The sequence below is a fragment of the Algibacter miyuki genome, from assembly GCF_030409805.1.
Taxonomy (GTDB): domain Bacteria; phylum Bacteroidota; class Bacteroidia; order Flavobacteriales; family Flavobacteriaceae; genus Algibacter; species Algibacter miyuki.
In genome coordinates this window covers 1008852-1029289 of record NZ_JAUFQP010000013.1, presented here as the reverse complement: position 1 = coordinate 1029289, position 20438 = coordinate 1008852, and the positions used below count along the sequence as shown (strand labels likewise).

The following is a 20438-nucleotide window of genomic DNA, read 5'->3' as shown; positions in this document are numbered from 1 at the left end:
CCCTTTTTCATACAAATGAAAAAATAATGAGATGCTTTTTTATTTTACTTGAATTTTATTCTACAGCCTTCTAACTTGAATGGCATTTAGTACAGGTTGACCTTTAACTTTTTCAAAATCAATATTAATTCCTTTTCCATCTGAAACAAATATTTGATATTTCAACTGAACAGCCTTTTCCGATCCGTAACGTGCTCTTAAATTAAAACCTCTTTCAATATAGTCACCATTTACAAGGATATTAAACTCACGATCTGTAATACGTTCCGAGACTTTATCGTCTCCCAAATTATACACCAATTTCTCATGTTCTTTATCGGATTCTAATTCTGCCCAATGCAAAGTTACGGCATATTTCCCATCAGGAACATCGAGTTTAAATTGCTCTATGCCCACGCGTTGTGTTTGATACACGGGATCGTCTTCTGAATCTATAATATCTAATTCCGAACTTGGCAAACCACCATATTTTGTTTTTGGTCGGTAAGACTCTCCTCCAACATATCCCCAACTACCAGATTGATATTCCTTTTCAGGAATCCAAATGATACTTTGCATTTTATCTTCGTACATTCTTTTTGAACCTAGAAGTGCATTTAATTGATAAAACTCATCTTTAAATTCTGAAAACAAATTAGGAGTTAACCTAAAATCAACATCCAAGATATCAATATATTCTTTTGAGTTGATAGTACTTTTTGCTTCTAGCCTATTTTCTCCATTTACAAATGGCACTGAAAAACGCGCTATATTATCATGAACTTGCGCAGTGTACTTTATATTATTATGATATAATTCTACCGCATCACCATTACTATAAACAGTTACAGGTTGCGTACAATAATCTTTTCCTGCCTCGGCAACGCCACCTCTAATCTTCCATTGATTTTGACCAAATTTCACCACAGGTTCATTAGACAAAAACGTTTTATACAACCACCAAGTATCTTTCTTTTCTCTATCTAGAGTGGTAATCCCTTTTAAATTGGCACGAGGCAAGGCATAACCTCTAGATTCTGAATAAAAATCGTTTAAATTCCAAATATTAGCTCCAACAATAAAAGGTCTTTCGACTATAGCCTTTAAGTAATGTTCATGGTATTTATTACCATATTCAACCGTGTAATCAAATCGTTTAGAATCGAAGGAATGCAATCTAGGATGTACATCGGCACCATATTCTGTTACAATTAAAGGCTGATTAGGAAATAGCTTATGCAATTTATCTAGGCTTTTATCAAACCCATCAAAAACACCACCATACCACCCTTGGTATAAATTCCAACCGAGTATCATGGGAACACTTGTTAAACCGGCGTCCTTATAGCGACTAATCGCTCCATGATTTGGAATCATAGTATAACGACTTGGGTCTAATTTTCGGATATGCTTGTCTATTTGAGCCCCGAGTTTAGTTACGTTTTTGGCGTAAATTTCGTAACGGTCTTTTTCTGTTTTTTGATTAAACGGTAAACGCAAAAGCACCTCATTCATATATGCCCAAATAATAAGCGATGGGTGGTTATAATTTTGTTTCACCATTTCTTCTGCCATAAAAAGACAATTTTCAGTAAAGGCTTCCGATTCGGTTATGGCATTTACAATAGGTATTTCTACAGAAGTTAAAATCCCGAGTCTATCGCACATTTCAAGCACCGTTGGATCTTGTGGGTAATGCGCAATTCTTAAAAAGTTCCCACCCATTTCCTTAAGTAAACGAATATCGCGCATGTGCATCTCGTCTGATAATGCATTTCCTTTTTTCAAATAATCTTGATGCCTGTTGGTACCAATTAATTTTAAATATTCACCGTTTAGAAAAAATCCTTTTTCAGCATCGAATTTAAACCAGCGAAGCCCTAAAGGGGCAATCGACTCGTCCAACAACTGCCCCGTTTTCCCATCTTTAATTTGAGTGATAATCTGATATAAATAAGGACGATCTGGCGACCATAATTCTGGACTTTCAATAGTGATTTCTTCTAAAACAGTTTTATTTTCTTCACTTTTACTGAATTTAACTTTTTTAGTTGTTTTAGAAATTGTTTGGCCATCTTTATTGATAATTCGGTTTACAACATGTACTGTTTTGCTTTGGTTCGATTCATTTTTGATTAAGCTTTTTATTTCAACTTTTGCTTTTGCTTTTGACACTTCCGGAGTTGTTATATATATTCCTGACGAGCTATAATCGTCCATTGAAAAATGTACATCGCTAAGCTTAACTAGAAACACATCGCGATAAATACCTCCAAAAAATGTAAAATCTGCTGATAGTGGCGGAATTTCTATATTATGACTATTATCTACTTTAACGGCCAAAATATTGTCTTGACCATATTTTAGAAAAGACGTAATATCAAAATGAAATCTGGTGTATCCACCTTTGTGCTGCCCTACCCAACTACCATTTACATAAACATCGGTAACTTGGTTTGCGCCTTCAAAATAGATTAAAGTTTTCGTGTTTTCTTCTTCGGTAATAAAAATACTTTTTTCATACCAACCCACACCTCGGTAATAACCTGGTGTATCGTCTGTAGTATCTATATTATTCCAAGTGTGCGGAATATCAATAATATCCCAATCGGTATTATTTTGCTTTGAAAGCGCATAACTTTTAGAAATTTCTAAATCTCCCTTATAAAATTTCCAATTATTATTGATTGTAAAAGTTTGACGTGATTGCGCATACAAGCTAAACACAGCAGTAAGTGCAAATAATAAAAGATATAATTTCTTAGTCATTTTTAGTAGTTATATTTTAGTTATTGGTTTTCAAATACGCCGCGGTCTGGGCTTCCTTTTATAGGGTTTCCTAAAAAATCCTCCATCGGATGGCCTTCAATTTTAACACCTTGATTAATATCTGATGATTCATTTTTTAACAAAAACCGTAAATACGATTTCCATTGTGTTCCCGAAGTCACGGCACTTTTAAACAGTGGATTCTTTTTACTTTTAGCTAAATCTTCAGGTTCGTTTTTTATGTTTCCGAAGAAAGTATTTGCTTCAAAAGTATTATTGGTGCTTTCGGTAAATTCAAATCTATTTCCTTTTCCTAAAGAATAGAAAATATTGTTTTTATACTCGGTTTTATCTGGATACCCGTTCCAACTTTTATGATAAATAAGTTGCACGGAATCATTCATTTTTCCAGCAAAAAACACATTGTTATAAATTTTGGTATTGGTTGTAGTTCCTGAATTTCTTACAATATGATGTCCGTTATCTTCAAAAATATTATACCTGATAATTGTGCCATCATTAAAACTTGTTTTACTAGATCCATCGTTACAAATAAGAATGCCACCATGCCCATTATGGTGACTGTAATTGTACTGAATGATGGTGTTTTTACAATTCCAATCGCTATCAAAACCACCAGCATCCACGTCTGGTTTATGATCCCAACCATCGGCTTCTGTATTATAATAAGTGTAAGATGCTTCGTTATATTGAAAAAGAGCATCATCACAATTAAACGGAAATGAAGCGTTACCACTACCCTTAATGCCATTGTGAGTGAAAAAACAATGCTCCACTAAAGGGGATTTTGCTACGCGAACAATTAAGGCATTGGCGCCCGCTTTTTCGAATTTATTATTTCTAAAAACGGCGTTTGTATTTGGATACCAATTATGGATTTTACCGTTTGCTAAAGTTTCTCCCCAACTACTTTTTAAAGATCTTCGATCCCAAACCGACCTATTAGACCAGCCCGTTCTATCTACGTTATGTATATAGCAACCTTCGACATACAAGCCGTCAAAATTAGATTTCACTTGTTTTGAAATGTTTTTATCTCTTGTAATTTCAACAAAAACACCGCCATTATCTTTGGTGCTCATATCGCCATTCACATCGCTAATTTCTAAATTAATAAGTTGAATATCGTGAAGTGTTCCTGAATCCCTTCCTTCAATATAAATACCCATTTTAGGCGCATAAACGTATGTAATATTATTTTTTAACGGATAAGCTCTTGGCGTTTCTGAAACTGCATAATTTTTTATTTTTAAATCGCGTAGCTCAATGTATTCTTGATTAAATAACTGAATAGTGTAAGAAACTATTTCACCTTTCGAAACACGCCCTTGAGCATCTAAAATCGGTGCTGATCCTGAACCATAAGCACCAATAACTATGCGTTTATTTTTAGCACCGCTGCCTTTTGGAACAAAATTCCCAATCCACTGCCCGCCTCTTCTAAAAAGTATAGAATCGCTTGGTTTTAATTCTAATTGATTGATTTTTGCGATGCTTTTAAACGGTGTAGCCATAGCAGTACCATTATTTGTATCTACCCCAATAAGATTGTCTACAAAATAAGTGGTTTGCGCATTACTAAATTGAAAAATAAATGCAAACAAAACAGAACACTTTTTTACAATTTTAAGTATCATGATTATTTTATTTGTTAGAAATTAACTTTAACATTTCAGTAGCATATCGCTTACCTAACAATCGCTGACTTGCACTATCAAAATGGGTTTCATCAATAGTTGAAGTATCTTCAGTGGTAACCACACCTGTATTTTTAACATGTTTTGGCAACTCTAAAATCATATTATTAAAGTTAATCCGTTGTGGTTTATCAGCCGATAATTGTCCTGCTACAAAAGGTAAATCAGGTGCGTTTAAATCATTTCTTAACGCTTCAATCAATGCCATTATTTTAGGCATATATTGTTTGTATTTCCTAGAATTAGCTTCACCTTGGTGCCAAATAATTCCTTTTAAAACACCGCCTTTCATCGCTTTTTTAGCCCGACTTATCGCTTCATTATAAAACGTTTTTCCTGGCTCCCACTGCTCTATAGAGGTACCTCCTTTGGCATTAACAATTAATCCTATTTTTTTGTTAGGCATGGCATGTGCCATTTCTTTTGCAAAACCATAGCTCGGTCCTATTTTTTGCATTTTTATATCTTTTCTAATTGTAGAGTACTTATTAAACGGATTTGCAGCCTTTTCCCATGGTGTGTTTTCATTTCCTGTAAATAGAAATACATTTGGAATACTATCTTGATCTTGTAACTCTATGGGAGCACGGCCCGCCATATTAGATTGTCCAATGCACAAATAAAGATCCATTGAATTGGCTTCGCTTTTAGTTAAACTATTTGTTGATTTACATTGATAAAACAATCCCACACACACCAATAATAGTATTTTGTAATTTTTCATTTAATATTTCTATTTTTAATTAATTTTCTTTCCTCTTTTGATACAAAAGCTATTAGAACAGTTCTAGTTTAAAAGTCCCTTCCGGAATGCTAAAACTAACACTATTTGTTTTTAAAACATCAATAGGAACATTTATTCCATCTATTTTTACTGATGAAATACTAGGAGCATAAAACGTGACTTTAGTCCCAGGGGAAATAATCTTACCACTCATTCCTTTACCATCAACATCGCAATTCATAGATAGTGCAACCGAGTTATCCGATTTAAAACCTATTGAATTTCCTTGTCCTGATTTGAATGATTTTCCTTTCAGAAAATAAGAAATCAATTTCCCTGATGCTTTTCTGTATAAAATATTTTCACCTTGAAAAGTCTCTGAACCGTATTTTTCAACACTATTCCCATTAGAAGTTAATGCCACATCAACAATCTCCTTTTGAGTAATTTCACTACCTGAATAATCTCCAGCTACAATTCTTGTTAAACTTCCTGCTTTATGTGTTTTATCCCCTGGAAAAAGTACAGTAAGAATATCAGCTTGCTGGTTAAGTGTATTATAATTTACATACATATAATCGGAAGCAAAAGCATATCCCGACCGGTCCTGATTTACTGTCTTCTTTACTTCTACCGAAGCCGGTTTTGTTCCTAAAAAGGTCGTTAATGTCGCTTTATTTTCAGAATACAAACGAGGTCCTACATGTCCTTTTTCTATTTTAATTTCAGAAAAATACTCTGTTGCATTCTTAACCGTATTTAAAATCGCTGAATTAGGATGCCATACTACATTAACATTATCTTCTGCTTTATCCGTTTTCACATGATCCATAACCACATAATACCCATTAACATCATTTGAAGGTTGCATAAATACAACATCTCTAAAATGAGTACCTTCTATAGCTTCGGAACTGGAACCTCTAAAATATTCGATACCTTCCCCAACAATGCCTTCTGTAATTCCATCTCCCACTTTTGAGGAATGTCGTTTTCCTCCTATCATTAAATTATTACCTGCTTCTGAATTTGAATGTATGAAATCGAAAGTAGCTGTTACCCCATCTATAGTGGCATCATTATTTGGTCCATCGTACCCAGCATTTCTCATTAAAATTTCACCATAGCCAGCCAATGCGATAGCGTTAGTCTCATAATGGGTATGATATTCTATATTCCCTTTTAGATTAAGCATACTCAAGTAAAGGCCATTGACAGATTGTGCTCTTGATTTTAAAGCTCCGTAATTTTCAAATAAACGACTTGGTGCCAACTCTGCATCATCCGTATTAAATTCTATAGGATTATTATTTGCAGCTGTTCCGGCCATAATGAGGTAATTTGACAAGTGCCCTTTCAAAATCCCTTTAGAAACTCCAGCACCTTCACGTAACGTCCACATCGCGTATTTGTAAGCTTCAGGAGAAAATCGTGCTGCAGACACAATATGTGGAGATAAAATAATATTCCCGTCCTCAATATCCCATGGTTTTTGCACTTCAGTATTCCGAGAATCACCATAAAGTAAAATTCTCCCGAAAGGAGCCGTAGCATAGCCATACATAAACTCTTTTAATCCAACAATTCCTGGGTTTGTGTAATAATCATGATACCCCATATACTCCATGATATCTGGCGTAGAATTTTTAACTGTACGTTCAATGGAATTCCAGCGTTGTACACAATAGCCATTACCAGCTGGAGACACACCATCATTAGGCATATAGTGCTCTGACAAACCGATATCGAACTCTTTTTTTGCTTCTTGAAATTTGGTTTCATCACCAATATATTTGTAATATAGCATGCGCATAGCCCAGCCATGCGGATCCCATTTACCAATTACCAATGCCATAATTTTAGACTCTAACCAACCTTCATATTTCGAAAGTACGTCTGCATCTAAATCATATCGAATAACATCGAGCGCTAAAAGGGCATAAAACAATTCATGCGAACGCACAGAAGATGTTGCTGCACCGTTACCAATTTCAATAGTTCGAATTCTAGTTTCAAATTTATCTTTAATAGCATTTATATATTGACTCTTATTTTCAGGGTCGAGAATGTAAGCCAGCGCATTAGCCCCCAAAACATCTCTAGTTTCACCATCGCCTTCGCTTGCTATAGTAATAGCACTGGTTTTCATGGCTGCAAACATTTTAGAAGTCGTTGCTAAGTTTCTCCAATAATCGTAATCGGCAGTATCAATAATATTTCCTGAATACCCTTGATGTGGCATAAATACAGTACAAAAAAGTATTATTAAAACTAATCTAAAATGGGTACAAGTTATTTTCATAATTATTATTATTCAAGTGTGTATGTTAAAGTCTTTTTTTATTTTTAAATGTTAGTTAATTTCACTGCTAAAATTGTCAATCATTATTTTGATGCAAATAATATACTATCTCCTTTTAGCTCTATCATATCTGAAAAATCATCTGTAATAATCTCAATTTTATTTTCACTCCTATTCACCTTAAACGGTTTATCCAAATTTTTCAGTTGATGTACCACGATGAATTTCGTTGATTTACATTTTCTTCTTAGAATAAGCATTGGCTTGGATATTCTTTTGATGTTGTCAGGTGTATCATCCCATCCATTACCTACATCCATCGGGGTGTTTGTTACAAAAACTTCGGTACCTTTCTCGCTTCCAACATCTAGCCTAACACGTTTTCCATCACTGTCGGTAAAACCACCCTGCCAAGATTCATGAACCAGACCTTTTTTACCTTTTCTCAGCCAAGAATTCCCTTCTTCCTTAGATTCAGAATCTATAGGTTCTAGTTTATAATCTTTATTAAAACCATCATAATCTTCTAAATCTATTTTTGTGTAAAATTCAAAATGGCCTTCATTATGTAAAATATAGTCATAGGTATGAATATCATCACTGGTACACTCGAATACATCCAGAAGATAATCGGGAGTAATCCCTAGTGTACGTCTTTGGGTGACACCTTTATAGATTGTACCCTTAAGAGAAATTGTTTTCATACGCCCACTATCTTCAATATCAGAAAAAACAATATCGCTAAATTCTTCAGCTTTCTGAATAAGCTGATACCGTCTTCTATCTGGTCCTTTTTTATCCACCACAACCGTATTATGACCTAAACTGTAATGAGAAATTGGTGTTTTATTTCGATGGCCTCTTGAAGGCCTTGGTGCCAGATAGTTCCAGCCTATGTCCCAGTCAAGATATATCATTTTTCCATTTACAATAAGATCGAAATGAAAAGGGTCATCATTCCCATGGTATTGAGTGGTATTTCCATTTCTAACATGTAAAACATTGCTTTTTCCATTCCAATAATCTGCCCCCTCTACAGTACTAATTAAAGCATGCCCATGTTCCTTAAATACAGAACTTTTAAAAGACGGTGCTTCTTCCTTTCCAAAAGGTATACCATGAGTAAGAGTATTATCACCCCACACAGTCACATCTAAACAAAAACGATCTTTTTGTTTGTTAATCACCCATGCATATTTTGGGTCCTTATAAACATTATAAAAAATCTCAAATTTGTTAACTACGCGATCGGACGGATCATCAAACAAATAGCCTCCACTATATTGATTTCTGAGTATTTCTCCATTTGAATTTTTGATGACGAGATGAGCTGCATCTCCATTTGAAGCTAATAAACCTACCGGATAGCACAGTTCAAATAATCCATCAATCATACCTTTTATAGAGCCTCCATTTGGAGATACATAATGATATAAATCCTCATATTCATTTACTCTTGAAGCTTCTGCCAATAAGCTTATCGCACATAATACGTAGTGAATGGTGTAGTTGGTTGGTTCGGGCCAAAACTTTCCATCCCGTAATTTATTTTCAAGAACAGTTTTCAAGCCAAATTTACCGTTAATGGAACGATCAATAGCTTCTTCATTTGACGTTAAAAACCCCATAACACCCATTGCTGATATACCCCAAAACTGAGTATTCCCCAATCTCCCAATAAATTTATCTTCATATTGAAAATATTGCTGAGTAACTTCCTCAAAACGAATCATTAAGTCATCTTTTATAGAACTCATCAGTGGATGGTTCTTGACCAAATCCCATGCCCAGAAATAATTCATTCTAGACATACCCCATGACCAAATTTGCTTGTTAGCAGGCAAGCCTAATTTATTATAGGGGACTCCCATCTGATCCAACTTAAATTCTTTAATCAAATGATCTTTAATCTCAATCAATTTTGCTTCTTCACCAGTCAGCCGATAATGTATTGCTATATATTTCAAATATTGTCCGGTTGACCATTGGCGCCAGCTTCCCTTCCAATGACTTTTATAAAACTCATCTTCTGCCCCATAAACATTATGCTTTAATACTTCAAAGCGTTTCTTTGCCCAATCAAATTGTTTTATATTTTCTTTAATCCGTTCAAAATCTTGCTCATTTAGAAACAACTTTTCATCTCCTCCAAATATTGGAGATGTTGAACCCTCATAAAAGCCTACTGGTAAAACAAATGCACCAGATGCCATTAAACCTAACTTTGTAAATTCGCGTCTTTTCATTTTTTAATATTTATTAAATATTACCCTGATATACCATTAGTAATATCAATTAAATTAAATCCTAATTTGAATATAGATGAATTGAGTACGTTCCATACTTCCCAGTAGTCTATTTTATCTTAACCAATTTTGCGCCTAACCAACTACATATCATTTATTTAAGTGATTTATTATGCTTAATTACTCTAGTATCGGCATAATAATTAACCGCTAATTCTTCACTTTTAAAATTAGAGCTTCACCTCTATTTAGACTCCTCGTAGCCCAATATGACCTCCGGTTTTTGAAATAATCCATTCATATGTTTCATGACCTCTTTGTCTTTATCGTTAGTTGAGTGGATCAAGTTATTCCATTCATTTGGGTCGTTTTCCTGATTGTAAAGTTCTTTAGAACCATCAAAATATTCTGTGAATCGATAAGAACCATATTTCACGGTAGCATATTTCCCTCTTCTGAAAGTATAAGCTGGGTGCTCCCATTTAAGTGTTGGATTTTTTATTAAAGGTACGAGGCTACGCCCTTCGACTACTTTATTTTCCGGAAGTCCGCATAGCTCTAATAATGTTGGGTAAAGATCAATAAGCTCCACATTAGCCTCAACCGGTTTTGTTAAACCATTTACCGAACCCGATCTTGGGTCCTTTATAATTAAGGGCACTTTTGTAGAACGATCCCACGCCGTATGCTTTTGAAATCTGCTTTTTTCTCCCATATGAAACCCGTGATCCGACCATAAAACGACAATGGTATTATCTCTGTATGGGCTATTTTCTAAGGCTTCTAATATTTTTCCAACCTGAGTATCTGTAAACGTAATGCAAGCCATATAAGCCTGAAGCATCTTCCTCCATTGATTATTTTTAATCGCCCAAGGTACGTCTGGATAGGAATTCCAAACCGCTTTAGCCGCTTCAGGGATGTCATCATAATCGTCTGCTTTGTACGGAGGAAGCTCGATTTCATCTAAAGGATACATGTCTAAATACTTTTGCTGAATATATAAAGGCGTATGCGGACGCATAAAACCAGTCATCAAAAAGAAAGGTTTATCATGCTTTTGAGAGAGTTGATCTACAGCCCATTCAGCCGCTTTATAATCACTCATTTCATTTTCCGGTTTATTTATAGGCCCCCAATCCAAAAGCCCTTTTGAACCAAACCAATTTAGTCTTTTCTTTTTTCCATTTTCATCAAAATTGAAGTCCCATGAACCACGCCCGTGAGATACATCAACGGTTTCCTCGGGAACGTGGTGATGAAGAAGCTTTCCAGCAGCCATCGTCTTATAGCCATAATCTGAAAAATATTGATAAATAAGTGAAGACCCTTTCCTTTTAGCTGCATTAACAACTTCCTCATCCTTTCTTTGTAAACTTCCTTCAATTCCAAAACCTAGGTTATGATAGTACATTCCAGACATGACACTTGCTCGCGAAGGTCCACAAACCGCATATTGACAATGGGCTGAATTAAAAAATGTGCCTTGAGAAGCCAACGCATCCATATTAGGTGTAATGGTTTGGTTATTGCCCATATAGCCTGCCCAGTCATTCAAATCATCTACCGCAATAAAAAGTACATTCGGTTTTTTTTCTGTTTTTACTTTTTTAGATGAAGAACAGCTTACAATAAGTACTAAACTTATAAAAAGGAGAAGGAATCGTTTCATAGAATATTATTATCAAATGTTATAATCTTTATTTTTTAATGTCTTATTTCAACCAAGCGGGAATAGCATCGTTTGTCTCCCACTTTTTTACTAACTCATCCAAATTATCACCTTCCCATTCAGTTGAACCAGCCGGTATAGCATCCTGTTTTGGTAACCACTTTTTATGTGCTTTAATAACCTCTGCATATTCTGGATTATTTGCTAGATTAGTATGTTCTCCTGGATCTGTTTTATGATTGTATAATTCTTCACCTCCATTACGATATCGAATATATCTCCAATCGTTACTTCTTACCGCGTGATTTTTGTAATACCATGTGGTTAATACAGAACGGTCTTCTTTTTTCTTCGGATTATTAATAAGCGACACCATACTTTTGCCTTCTAATTTTGGTAAACTAGGAAGATTACAGAGTTCTGTTAAGGTAGGATACACATCTAAAAGACTTACCACTTGACTACTTTTTTGGCCGTTGTTTTTATTATTTGGTACTTTAAAATACAAAGGTACTTTTGTGGCTTCTTCCCAAAGGGCTTGTTTTCTGAAATGTCTTTTTTCGCCTAAATGCTGGCCGTGATCTGACCATAACACAACGATGGTGTTTTTACCGTTCGGACTTTTTTCTAACGCATCGATAACCTTTCCTATTTGCTCATCGACAAACGTGACACACGCTAAATACGATTGCACCAACTCTGGTAAAATTTCTTTTCTCTGAGTCACATCACCCCAACCACCTCTTGGCGTATAACCATAAGCGATAGCTTTTCCCATAATAGGAATATCTTCAAACTCATTTTCGGGAACTTCGGGCACTACAATATCTTCAATAGGATATAAATCGAAATATTTTTTTGGTGCACTGTACGGTACATGCGGACGAATAAAACCAACGGCCATAAAAAATGGTTTCTCTTGTTTTTCGTTAAGTTTATCAATCGCCCAATTGGCTATTTGCTCATCGTACATGCCTTTTTCAGGAATATCTTCGTCTTCTAAAGGACCTCCGCATAAAGAATAGAACCGGTTAGTATCTTTATAGTTTTTAATAATATCATCTTCGCCATACAATTGTACCAGTTGTCCGCCATTTTTTGGAAACGGATAAAACATAGTACCTCGATATCCAAAACCATTTTCTTTGATGTGGGGTTCCATATTATTCCAGAAATGAGGAGAATATGCTGTCCAGAAATCATCGGTTTTATTCTTATAATCCGACTCGCCACTATGGAAAACTTTCCCTGTAGCATAGGTATTATAACCATTGTTTTTAAAATGCTCTGGTAACATACTATGGTTAGCCATAACCGTTTCATAGTTTTTTTTCATATTAGCCGTAGAACTATACCAACCTGACGATGTTGGATGAATACCACTAAGTATAGAATTTCTAGAAGCCGTACACACAGGTTGCGAAGCATGTGCATTTGTAAATAAAACACCCTGCGCAAAAAGCTTATCCATATTGGGTGTTATAGCTTGCGGGTGCCCAAGTAATGCGCTTTCCCAATCGTTTAAATCATCTACTGAAATAAAAAGCACATTAGGTTTTGTATCTGCTATAGTATCTTTTTTTTTAGTTGAAGAACAACTTAAAAAAAGTAATATGCTTATAAAAACGGTGATGATTTGTTTCATAATTAATTTATTAAGTATAATGTTATTTGTTATTTTTCGAGTTTTGCTACTCCAATTCCAAATTCTCCTGAAACTGAATAATAGAGATATACATCCTTATTATCAATTAAAATAGCAGGATCTCTTAATTCGTGTAATGGTTTTCTAGAAAAGCCTTTTACCGATTTTTGAATAGGAAGATTAACACCCTCATAATCCATTTTTGGTTTTAAAACTTCTTTTGGAGCATTAGCCTTCCAACCTTGCCACGAATCTTCAGAAAGATCGACTTCGCAACTTAGTATTCGTTCTGGAGCATCTCCTTTTTGAGAATAAAACACCTCTAATTTATCGCCATTTAATTTTAAGGCTGTATGCCTAGCATTAGGTAAAATCAAAGCGCCCTTCTTAAAGGCTTTCATACCATCTTCAGATTGATAAAACGTGCCTTTTACTAAAGCATAATAATTGGATTTGTATTTAAAAACACGGAAATAAGAAGGCCCCAAAACAGTTTCAGAAGCTATAAAATCCAATCCGTTTTTTGAAGTACTGAAAAATGTTTTTTGTCCTGATTTGTCTTGATTGTATCCATGAAAATACATTCTAATGGTTTTAGTTTCTTCATCTATAATAACATCTGGAGAAGCAATATGTCCTTTGGCTGCTGTTTTATCGATATGCAGTACGCCTGGTTTATATACCGTCCAAGGCCCAGTTGGACTATCAGAATACGCCAAGCGAATAAATTTTCCATGATGGTGGGCAAAGTACATATAGTATTGACCTAAAGGATTTTCAATCCAATCGGGAACTTTTATCACTGAAGGCCCATTTATATTTTCGCCTAATCGCCCCTCTAAACCTTCCATTTCTGGATAAATCATCAAATTATTTTCTGAGCGTACAAAGACATTTTCATATCCTTTTTTAGTACTAGAAGTAGATCCACAACCTATAGCTCCTATAAAAACAAGAAAACAACCAAACCAGTATAATTTATTTTTAGATATCATTTTATTTTTCATTTTTATCAAAGTATTCTATAAGCCCATAAATATTAATATTTAATGCTTTCATTTTTTCCATCATTGGTGTCCAAATTTCATATTCATTACTAACAATTCCTTTATTAGCATCTACATTTGAAGGATCGACACCTTTGGCCGTTGGGTCGTTATCTTGATATTTAAAGTAATGCCAACCTACACAGTTTTTCGATTCTATTAAAGCCAAGTTATAATTTTGATAAAACAAACCACGATCTTCTTGTGTACGTACAATCCAACCTGCTCCACTAGTGTTACCCATACCAGAATCTTCACCTTTAACATAGTACTCTGTAACTAAGAATGGCTTGTTTGCCCATTTTCCCCAATTCCTCATATCCTCAAAATCTGGAGTCCAATGGTTGTAATAATTAATTGAAATAACGTCTAAATATTTCCCTGCTGTTTTCATAAATTCAGGATGATTTCTCTCCGAACTATAAAAACGAGAACCAATATACATATGATTAGGGTCGTACTTTTTTATTGCTGAAGACACTACAGAAAAATATTTATCGGCCACAAAAGCCATAAATAATTCGCGATGTTCATCGGTGATTTGCTTTTTAGTAATACCATGGTTTACCAACCATTTACTTGCAGCTAAATATCCGAAATCATCTTTAGGTAATTTTAAATAATTATCTAGAGCTTTAAATTTAAAAGGCATTTCATTATCTGAAAAATGACCAAATAAATTAGGATCATCCTTATATTTTAAAAGTTTTTTAGCGTGTTGATCACAAAAAGTTTCAAATTCTGGATCAAAAACAAAAATAGCATCTTCCGGGTATCCTGTATGCCCTGGTTGCTGATGTGTTCCTCCACGTTTACGCCCATAACTACTCATGAAATTCCAAATAATAGTATATGGTAATGGTTTTTCTAAGGTTTTATTCGCTTCTACAATTGTCTCTACATCACTCCAAGAACCAGCACAATTAAAACCATTTTCTTGTAACATATCAACGGTTTCATTAATCCATTTTTTCTTAGTTCCAAACTTTTCAGCAAAAGCGGCTTTGGTTCTTTTTGATTTTCCATTAGTAACACCGTTTAATGCAGCATTAAAATATTTATAGCCTAACGGATCAATGCCCCACCAACGATCTCCTATTTTTTTTACATGAAAAAAACCTGTTGCTTCATCCATTTGATGCCTTAAATCGCCGCCGTACTTGCTTAGTTTTGGTAATCTTTCTTCAGCATCGAAATCTGAAAGAAACTCTAAAGTCCGTGTCTCAAATGGCTGATAATCTTTATAGCTTCTAGTGCCATCTTTATGGTATAATTTCACTTTTGCGTCTACTAAAATAAAGGGTTCTTTGGTATTATTTTGAGCATACACCTTAGTAACATTCCACCCAAACAGCACAACAACTAAGGCTATAGAAATAATTTGTTTCATTGTAATTTAATTTTTGTTGTTACTTTCTTGTAACCATTAGTATAATAATTTGAGCTGACTTTCTTAATTTAATAATTGCGCCCTTTATTTAATATCAGGCCACATTATCTGAATAACGTGTTCTGCTTCTGAAGTTGAAAAATTTCTACGTTTACCAACCTTTTTAATTTCTTTTATTTTTGATTTTAAATCCTTTTTATCACGAACAGATTCAAATGCGTTAAAATCTATAAATTCACTCCCGTATAATATATTTCCTGTAAATGTATTATTACTCGTTTCTCCTAACTTTAAAAAATTAGAAGTTCCTTCATTGTAAAAAATATTATCTTTTAATACCGTTTTATCTGGCCAGACATCTCCCCAATGTTTATACCACATCATAACATCATCAATTTCAGCATCTGTTACAAAAAGATTCTTGGAAATTTCGGTGTTTGTAATATTCCCTGAAAAACGAATCATGTGATGCTTTTCATCTTGAAAAATATTATTCCGAATAATGGTACCATCATTAAAAGCATTTACAACTTTTCCCCACGAGCAAACCAATAATCCCCCCCAATCGTTATGATGGCTGTAGTTATATTGTATGATTGTGTTTTTACATAAATAATCGCTATCAAATCCGCTGGCATCAATATCTCCTTCATTATAAACGGTATAACAAGCTTCATTATATTGCCATAAAGCATCATCACAATTATAAGGATATGATGCATTACCAGTGGTTTTAGAACTACATTTAACAAATAGGTTGTTCTGCACCAAAGGCGCTTTAGCTACTCGTGTAACCAAACCATTTCCGCCTATATTTTCAAATTTTGAATTTTCAATAATGATATTATAACTTGGAAACCAATTGTTCACTCTTCCGTCTTTACACAACTCGCCAAACTTAGAGTCCATGTCTCGTGTTCTCCAAAACGATTGATTTATAAATCCGCCACGATCTACATTTAAGAAATAACAATTATTAACATAAATACCATCAAAATTGGTTGGTATTCTATTTTCGGGGATACTATCGGCAATAATGTTAAAAAACAAACCGCCATTAGTTCTTGTTTTTAGAGAACCATTAACATTGGATATTTTTAAGTTTTCGAACTTAAAACCCTTTAAAGTCCCTGCGTCTTTTCCTAAAATTAAAATACCTGCTTTTTGTGTTGGTCTCGCAGGGTTTCCTTTTTCAAAATTCTGTACTTCTAGATTCCTAATTTCCCAATATTCTTGATTATACAGCATGATACTAGCAGACATGGCATTGTTTTCACCACTTTTCCCCTGTGCATCTATTATAGGTAATTGCCCCGCACCATAAGCACTAATTACAATTGGATTTCCTGCTTTACCGTTTCCTTTTGGTTTCAATGTTCCTGTCCAATTTCCGCCTCTTTTAAATAGAATAGTATCTCCTGGAGTAAACGTTTGAGCATTAATATGTTTCAAACTCCTAAAAGCATTATTTTCGCTGGTTCCTGTATAGCTATCATTTCCTCCAACATTATCTACATAATATTGGGTTTGAGCATGACCTAAGCAAGCAAAACTTAATAAAACTAAAAGGAATCTATTTTTCATTTTATAAAGTTTCTTATTTTTTAATTACTTTTTCAACACTTAAATCCCCATGAGTATTTTTAACTTGAACAAAATAAACTCCTGTTTCGAAAGCAGAAATATCGACCGTAAAACGATTTGAATTCACATTATTGTTACTATAAAGCACACTTCCATTTATTGAAAATATGTTCACATTACTTATTTCTGAATTTGAAGTTTGTATTACAAATGAATTTTGAGTAGGATTTGGATAAACCGTAAATTTAGATTCAATCACAGCTTCATTTTGAACACTCAATGTTGCGCCTTCAATGATACTTAAATAAGCCACAATGCCTGTCCCTTCTTTAGCCTTTATTTTAAAAGCATTACTAGAAGATGTTGCTGCCGACAAATTAAAAGAAACAAGATCATCATTCGCTTCTAATTGCTCTTGTATATAATCGGTAACGTTAATATGGACATCTTGAAAAACAGCTTCAGTATCTCCCGGTGTAGAAAAACTACCAATTAATGCCGATGCTACTGGTGCTTTATTCCATGTTAAGGTACCTTCCTCCCAGGAATCGTCAACGACTTTACGAACATTTACATTAAAGTCTGATGAACCAGAAAGGTTTCCTGAAACGTGTAATATCGCAGAGCTTATGGCGTTGTAATCTTTGATGTCAAATTTCAAAAAAACGTCTCTTATATAATTTTCGTTATTACTACCACTTTGTTTTATTTCCATAAGTGGCCCATTCAAATTATCATCTGCATACGTACCGCCTCTTACATAACTATCTTCTTTTACAGAAACATTAACTTGTGTAGGAATATCAACTATTGTAGAATTTACACCTTCATCCCATATAATATTAATAACATTTTCTGCTTGCGATACTAAAAGTTCACTACGATTACCAATAGCTCTCACTTGATCAATTTTAGACTCTAGATCTGCCTCATCTTCACTTTTACTAGGTACAAAATCGGTAAAATCACTAAATTCATTTCCGAATAATACATTTCCTAAAAACGAATTATCAATGGTACTCCCTATTGTTAAAAAATCGGGAGTACCTTCATTATAAAAAATATTATCGTTGATTTCTGTTTTTTCTGGCCATGTACCTCCCCAGTGCTTATACCACATCATTTCTTGATCAATTTTAGCATCGGTAATAAAAAGATTATTAAAAATTGTAGAATTGGTGATATTACCAGAAAACCGAATCATATGGTTACTTTCATCCTGAAAAACATTTTTTTGTACTACCGTACCATCATTAAAAGCATTGGTTAAACCAGAATTGGAACACACCAACAATCCACCCCAATCATTATGATGGCTGTAATTATATTCTATAGTTGTGTTTTTACACATGTAATCGCTATCAAACCCACTAGCATCGGCATCGCCATCGTTGTAAACGGTATAGCAAGCTTCATTATATTGCCACAAAGCGTTATCACAATTGTATGGGTAAGAGGCGTTACCTGTAGTTTTTAATCCATTTTTCACAAATAAATTGTGCTTTACTAAAGGCGCTTCGGCCACACGTATTACCAATCCGTTACCACCTATATTTTCAAACTTTGAATTTTCAACAACAATATTGTAGCTAGGATACCATCTATTAGTTGTTCCGTCAAGATTTTCTTCTCCAAAATTGGAAGTTAAATCGCGTCTACTCCAATAAGATTGATTTAAAAAACCGCCACGATCTACATCCAGAAAATAGCAATTATTAACATGAATACCATCAAAATTTGTTGGTAACCTATCGGCCACTTTCCCTGTACTAATATCAAAGAAAATACCGCCATTTTCCCTAGTTTCTAAAGAGCCGTTTACCTTGTTAATTTTTAAATTCTCTAATTTGAAATCATGTAATGTTCCATAGTCTTTTCCTAAAACTAGAATCCCCGCTTTTTCAATGGGATTGGTTGGATTACCAGGTTCTAAGTTTCGGACTTCTATATCTCTAATTTCCCAATATTCTTGATTAAATAATATAATGGCTGCCGACATGTAATCTGAATATGCTTGAATTCCTCCGCCATCAATTATTGGTAAATCTCCAGAGCCATAAGATCCAATTACAATTCTACTTCCTACAGCACCACTACCTAAAGGACGTAATGTGCCTGTCCACTCACCGCCTTTTTTAAAAAGGATAGCATCTCCTGCTGAAAATGTTAGTGTATTTATTTTTGTTAAACTTTGGAAAGCAGTAGCCTCGCTTGTACCCAAATTAGTATCATCTCCTCCAACATTATCTACATAATAATTAGTCTGAGCCCAGCTTATGCATGTAGACCATAACAAGGCAAAAAGTAGTATATTTTTCATTTGCTTATAATTTATTTGTTAACCCATGTAATGGGCAGAGATAATTTGTTTTTTTTGACCATAACGCACTAATGAAATTCAGTTTAACCAAATAATCTTTAGAGTGAGTTTCTAGTTTTTCATTGTACCTGTTCTAATATTTTTTCTTGTTGAATAACAAAATGATTGAAGTTATCACCTGCAGGTGTAGTGTGCCATTGGCCCAAATCATCTATAGTGATAAATCCATATTTGGTAAGGAGAGCTTTCTTTTCCTCGGATAAATTATGAGCTTCAATCAATACTTTATTGAGACGTTTAATATTTTCAGGAACTATTGGAGTCGTGCCTTGATTACTTATAAATGCTTCGGATAAAACTCGTCCGACAGATAATTCTGGTATCTTCCTGTTTAGGATGTTGGTAATAGTTGGTGCAATATCAATAATCTCGCAATACTCAAAAGTAGCATCCTTCTTAATACCAGGCCCAACCATCAAAAGTGGTGTAACACTAGATTTAGGACTGTATGGGTCGTGCCAACCTTCATCGGCTTGCCCATTATCACTACAAATTATAAGTACCGTGTTCTCCCATTTATTATTATCTTTTAAATATTGTACAAACCGTCCTAACTGACGGTCTGCCTCTGTAACGGCTTTTCTATAAGGAGACGCTTTATGCCAGATATTACGATGATACGGTTCGTCCTCTGTCCAGTTTTTTGACACTCTAAGCCCTTCGATTCCGGAACGCTGAAGATGAACACGCATAAACTTAGGGTCGGAAACTTCCATAATTTCCTTACTTAAATTAATAACCAAAGCATCAGGATTAAAAGAACTTGAAAGATAAGTACCAAATCCTTCGCTGACGTCTTGATATGCACGGGCATTAACTATAAAAGCGGTCTCTTTATCCTTGAAAGCATGTTGTATCATTGATTTTCGAACCTCATCCTTTCCAATAAAAGGCGTTCCCGCCATTAGCATTGGGTTCGGCATAGAGCACGACCATGGATAAGCATTGCTCTTCTCAGGATGTCCTGGTAACGTTAGGTGCAT

Annotated in this window: 12 protein-coding genes; all 12 read right to left on the bottom strand. The window is 34.5% G+C overall.

The genetic code is table 11. The features are described 5' to 3' along the window. Positions 1–60 precede the first annotated feature (60 nt). Entirely contained in the window at positions 61–2748 is a 2688-nt protein-coding gene (locus QWY92_RS16350; RefSeq protein WP_290273202.1) for a glycoside hydrolase family 2 TIM barrel-domain containing protein, read from the bottom strand. A gap of 20 nt (positions 2749–2768) precedes the next feature. Continuing rightward, the gene (locus QWY92_RS16345; protein WP_290273200.1) at positions 2769–4406 is read right to left on the bottom strand and encodes a right-handed parallel beta-helix repeat-containing protein; all 1638 of its coding nucleotides are present in this window, start codon (positions 4404–4406) and stop codon (positions 2769–2771) included. A 7-nt stretch (positions 4407–4413) separates the two neighbouring features. After that, on the bottom strand, positions 4414–5190 hold the full coding sequence (locus tag QWY92_RS16340) for a sialate O-acetylesterase (RefSeq protein ID WP_290273198.1): 777 nt from the start codon (positions 5188–5190) through the stop codon (positions 4414–4416). A gap of 52 nt (positions 5191–5242) precedes the next feature. After that, entirely contained in the window at positions 5243–7492 is a 2250-nt protein-coding gene (locus tag QWY92_RS16335) for a hypothetical protein (RefSeq protein ID WP_290273196.1), read from the bottom strand. 83 nt (positions 7493–7575) lie between these two features. Beyond that, entirely contained in the window at positions 7576–9738 is a 2163-nt protein-coding gene (locus QWY92_RS16330; RefSeq protein WP_290273194.1) for a hypothetical protein, read from the bottom strand. 244 nt (positions 9739–9982) lie between these two features. Further along, positions 9983–11410 carry a sulfatase gene (locus tag QWY92_RS16325; protein WP_290273192.1) on the bottom strand — a complete coding sequence of 476 codons (1428 nt, stop codon included), beginning with the start codon at positions 11408–11410 and terminating at the stop codon, positions 9983–9985. A 43-nt stretch (positions 11411–11453) separates the two neighbouring features. Continuing rightward, positions 11454–13055: a sulfatase gene (locus QWY92_RS16320; protein ID WP_290273190.1), complete on the bottom strand. Its 1602-nt coding sequence runs from the start codon at positions 13053–13055 to the stop codon at positions 11454–11456. A gap of 29 nt (positions 13056–13084) precedes the next feature. Beyond that, positions 13085–14050 (bottom strand): glycoside hydrolase family protein, encoded by a 966-nt coding sequence (locus tag QWY92_RS16315; RefSeq protein WP_290273188.1) that lies wholly within the window; start codon positions 14048–14050, stop codon positions 13085–13087. Position 14051: 1 nt separating this feature from the next. Next, entirely contained in the window at positions 14052–15491 is a 1440-nt protein-coding gene (locus QWY92_RS16310) for a glycoside hydrolase family protein (RefSeq protein ID WP_290273185.1), read from the bottom strand. Positions 15492–15575: 84 nt separating this feature from the next. Next, positions 15576–17075, bottom strand: a complete 1500-nt coding sequence (locus QWY92_RS16305) for a hypothetical protein (RefSeq protein ID WP_290273183.1) — start codon at positions 17073–17075, stop codon at positions 15576–15578. A gap of 13 nt (positions 17076–17088) precedes the next feature. Beyond that, positions 17089–19395, bottom strand: coding sequence for a T9SS type A sorting domain-containing protein (locus QWY92_RS16300; RefSeq protein ID WP_290273181.1), 2307 nt, complete (start codon positions 19393–19395; stop codon positions 17089–17091). A gap of 119 nt (positions 19396–19514) precedes the next feature. Then, a complete protein-coding gene (locus tag QWY92_RS16295; RefSeq protein ID WP_290273178.1) occupies positions 19515–20438 on the bottom strand; it encodes a sulfatase-like hydrolase/transferase in 924 nt (307 codons plus the stop codon).

Coding starts and splice junctions, on each gene's coding strand:
- QWY92_RS16345 (WP_290273200.1), bottom strand. CDS start 4,406: ATGATACTTAAAATTGTAAAAAAGTGTTCTGTTTTGTTTGCATTTATT.
- QWY92_RS16320 (WP_290273190.1), bottom strand. CDS start 13,055: ATGAAACAAATCATCACCGTTTTTATAAGCATATTACTTTTTTTAAGT.
- QWY92_RS16315 (WP_290273188.1), bottom strand. CDS start 14,050: ATGATATCTAAAAATAAATTATACTGGTTTGGTTGTTTTCTTGTTTTT.
- QWY92_RS16340 (WP_290273198.1), bottom strand. CDS start 5,190: ATGAAAAATTACAAAATACTATTATTGGTGTGTGTGGGATTGTTTTAT.
- QWY92_RS16330 (WP_290273194.1), bottom strand. CDS start 9,738: ATGAAAAGACGCGAATTTACAAAGTTAGGTTTAATGGCATCTGGTGCA.
- QWY92_RS16295 (WP_290273178.1), bottom strand. CDS start 20,438: ATGCACCTAACGTTACCAGGACATCCTGAGAAGAGCAATGCTTATCCA.
- QWY92_RS16300 (WP_290273181.1), bottom strand. CDS start 19,395: ATGAAAAATATACTACTTTTTGCCTTGTTATGGTCTACATGCATAAGC.
- QWY92_RS16310 (WP_290273185.1), bottom strand. CDS start 15,491: ATGAAACAAATTATTTCTATAGCCTTAGTTGTTGTGCTGTTTGGGTGG.
- QWY92_RS16335 (WP_290273196.1), bottom strand. CDS start 7,492: ATGAAAATAACTTGTACCCATTTTAGATTAGTTTTAATAATACTTTTT.
- QWY92_RS16350 (WP_290273202.1), bottom strand. CDS start 2,748: ATGACTAAGAAATTATATCTTTTATTATTTGCACTTACTGCTGTGTTT.
- QWY92_RS16305 (WP_290273183.1), bottom strand. CDS start 17,075: ATGAAAAATAGATTCCTTTTAGTTTTATTAAGTTTTGCTTGCTTAGGT.
- QWY92_RS16325 (WP_290273192.1), bottom strand. CDS start 11,410: ATGAAACGATTCCTTCTCCTTTTTATAAGTTTAGTACTTATTGTAAGC.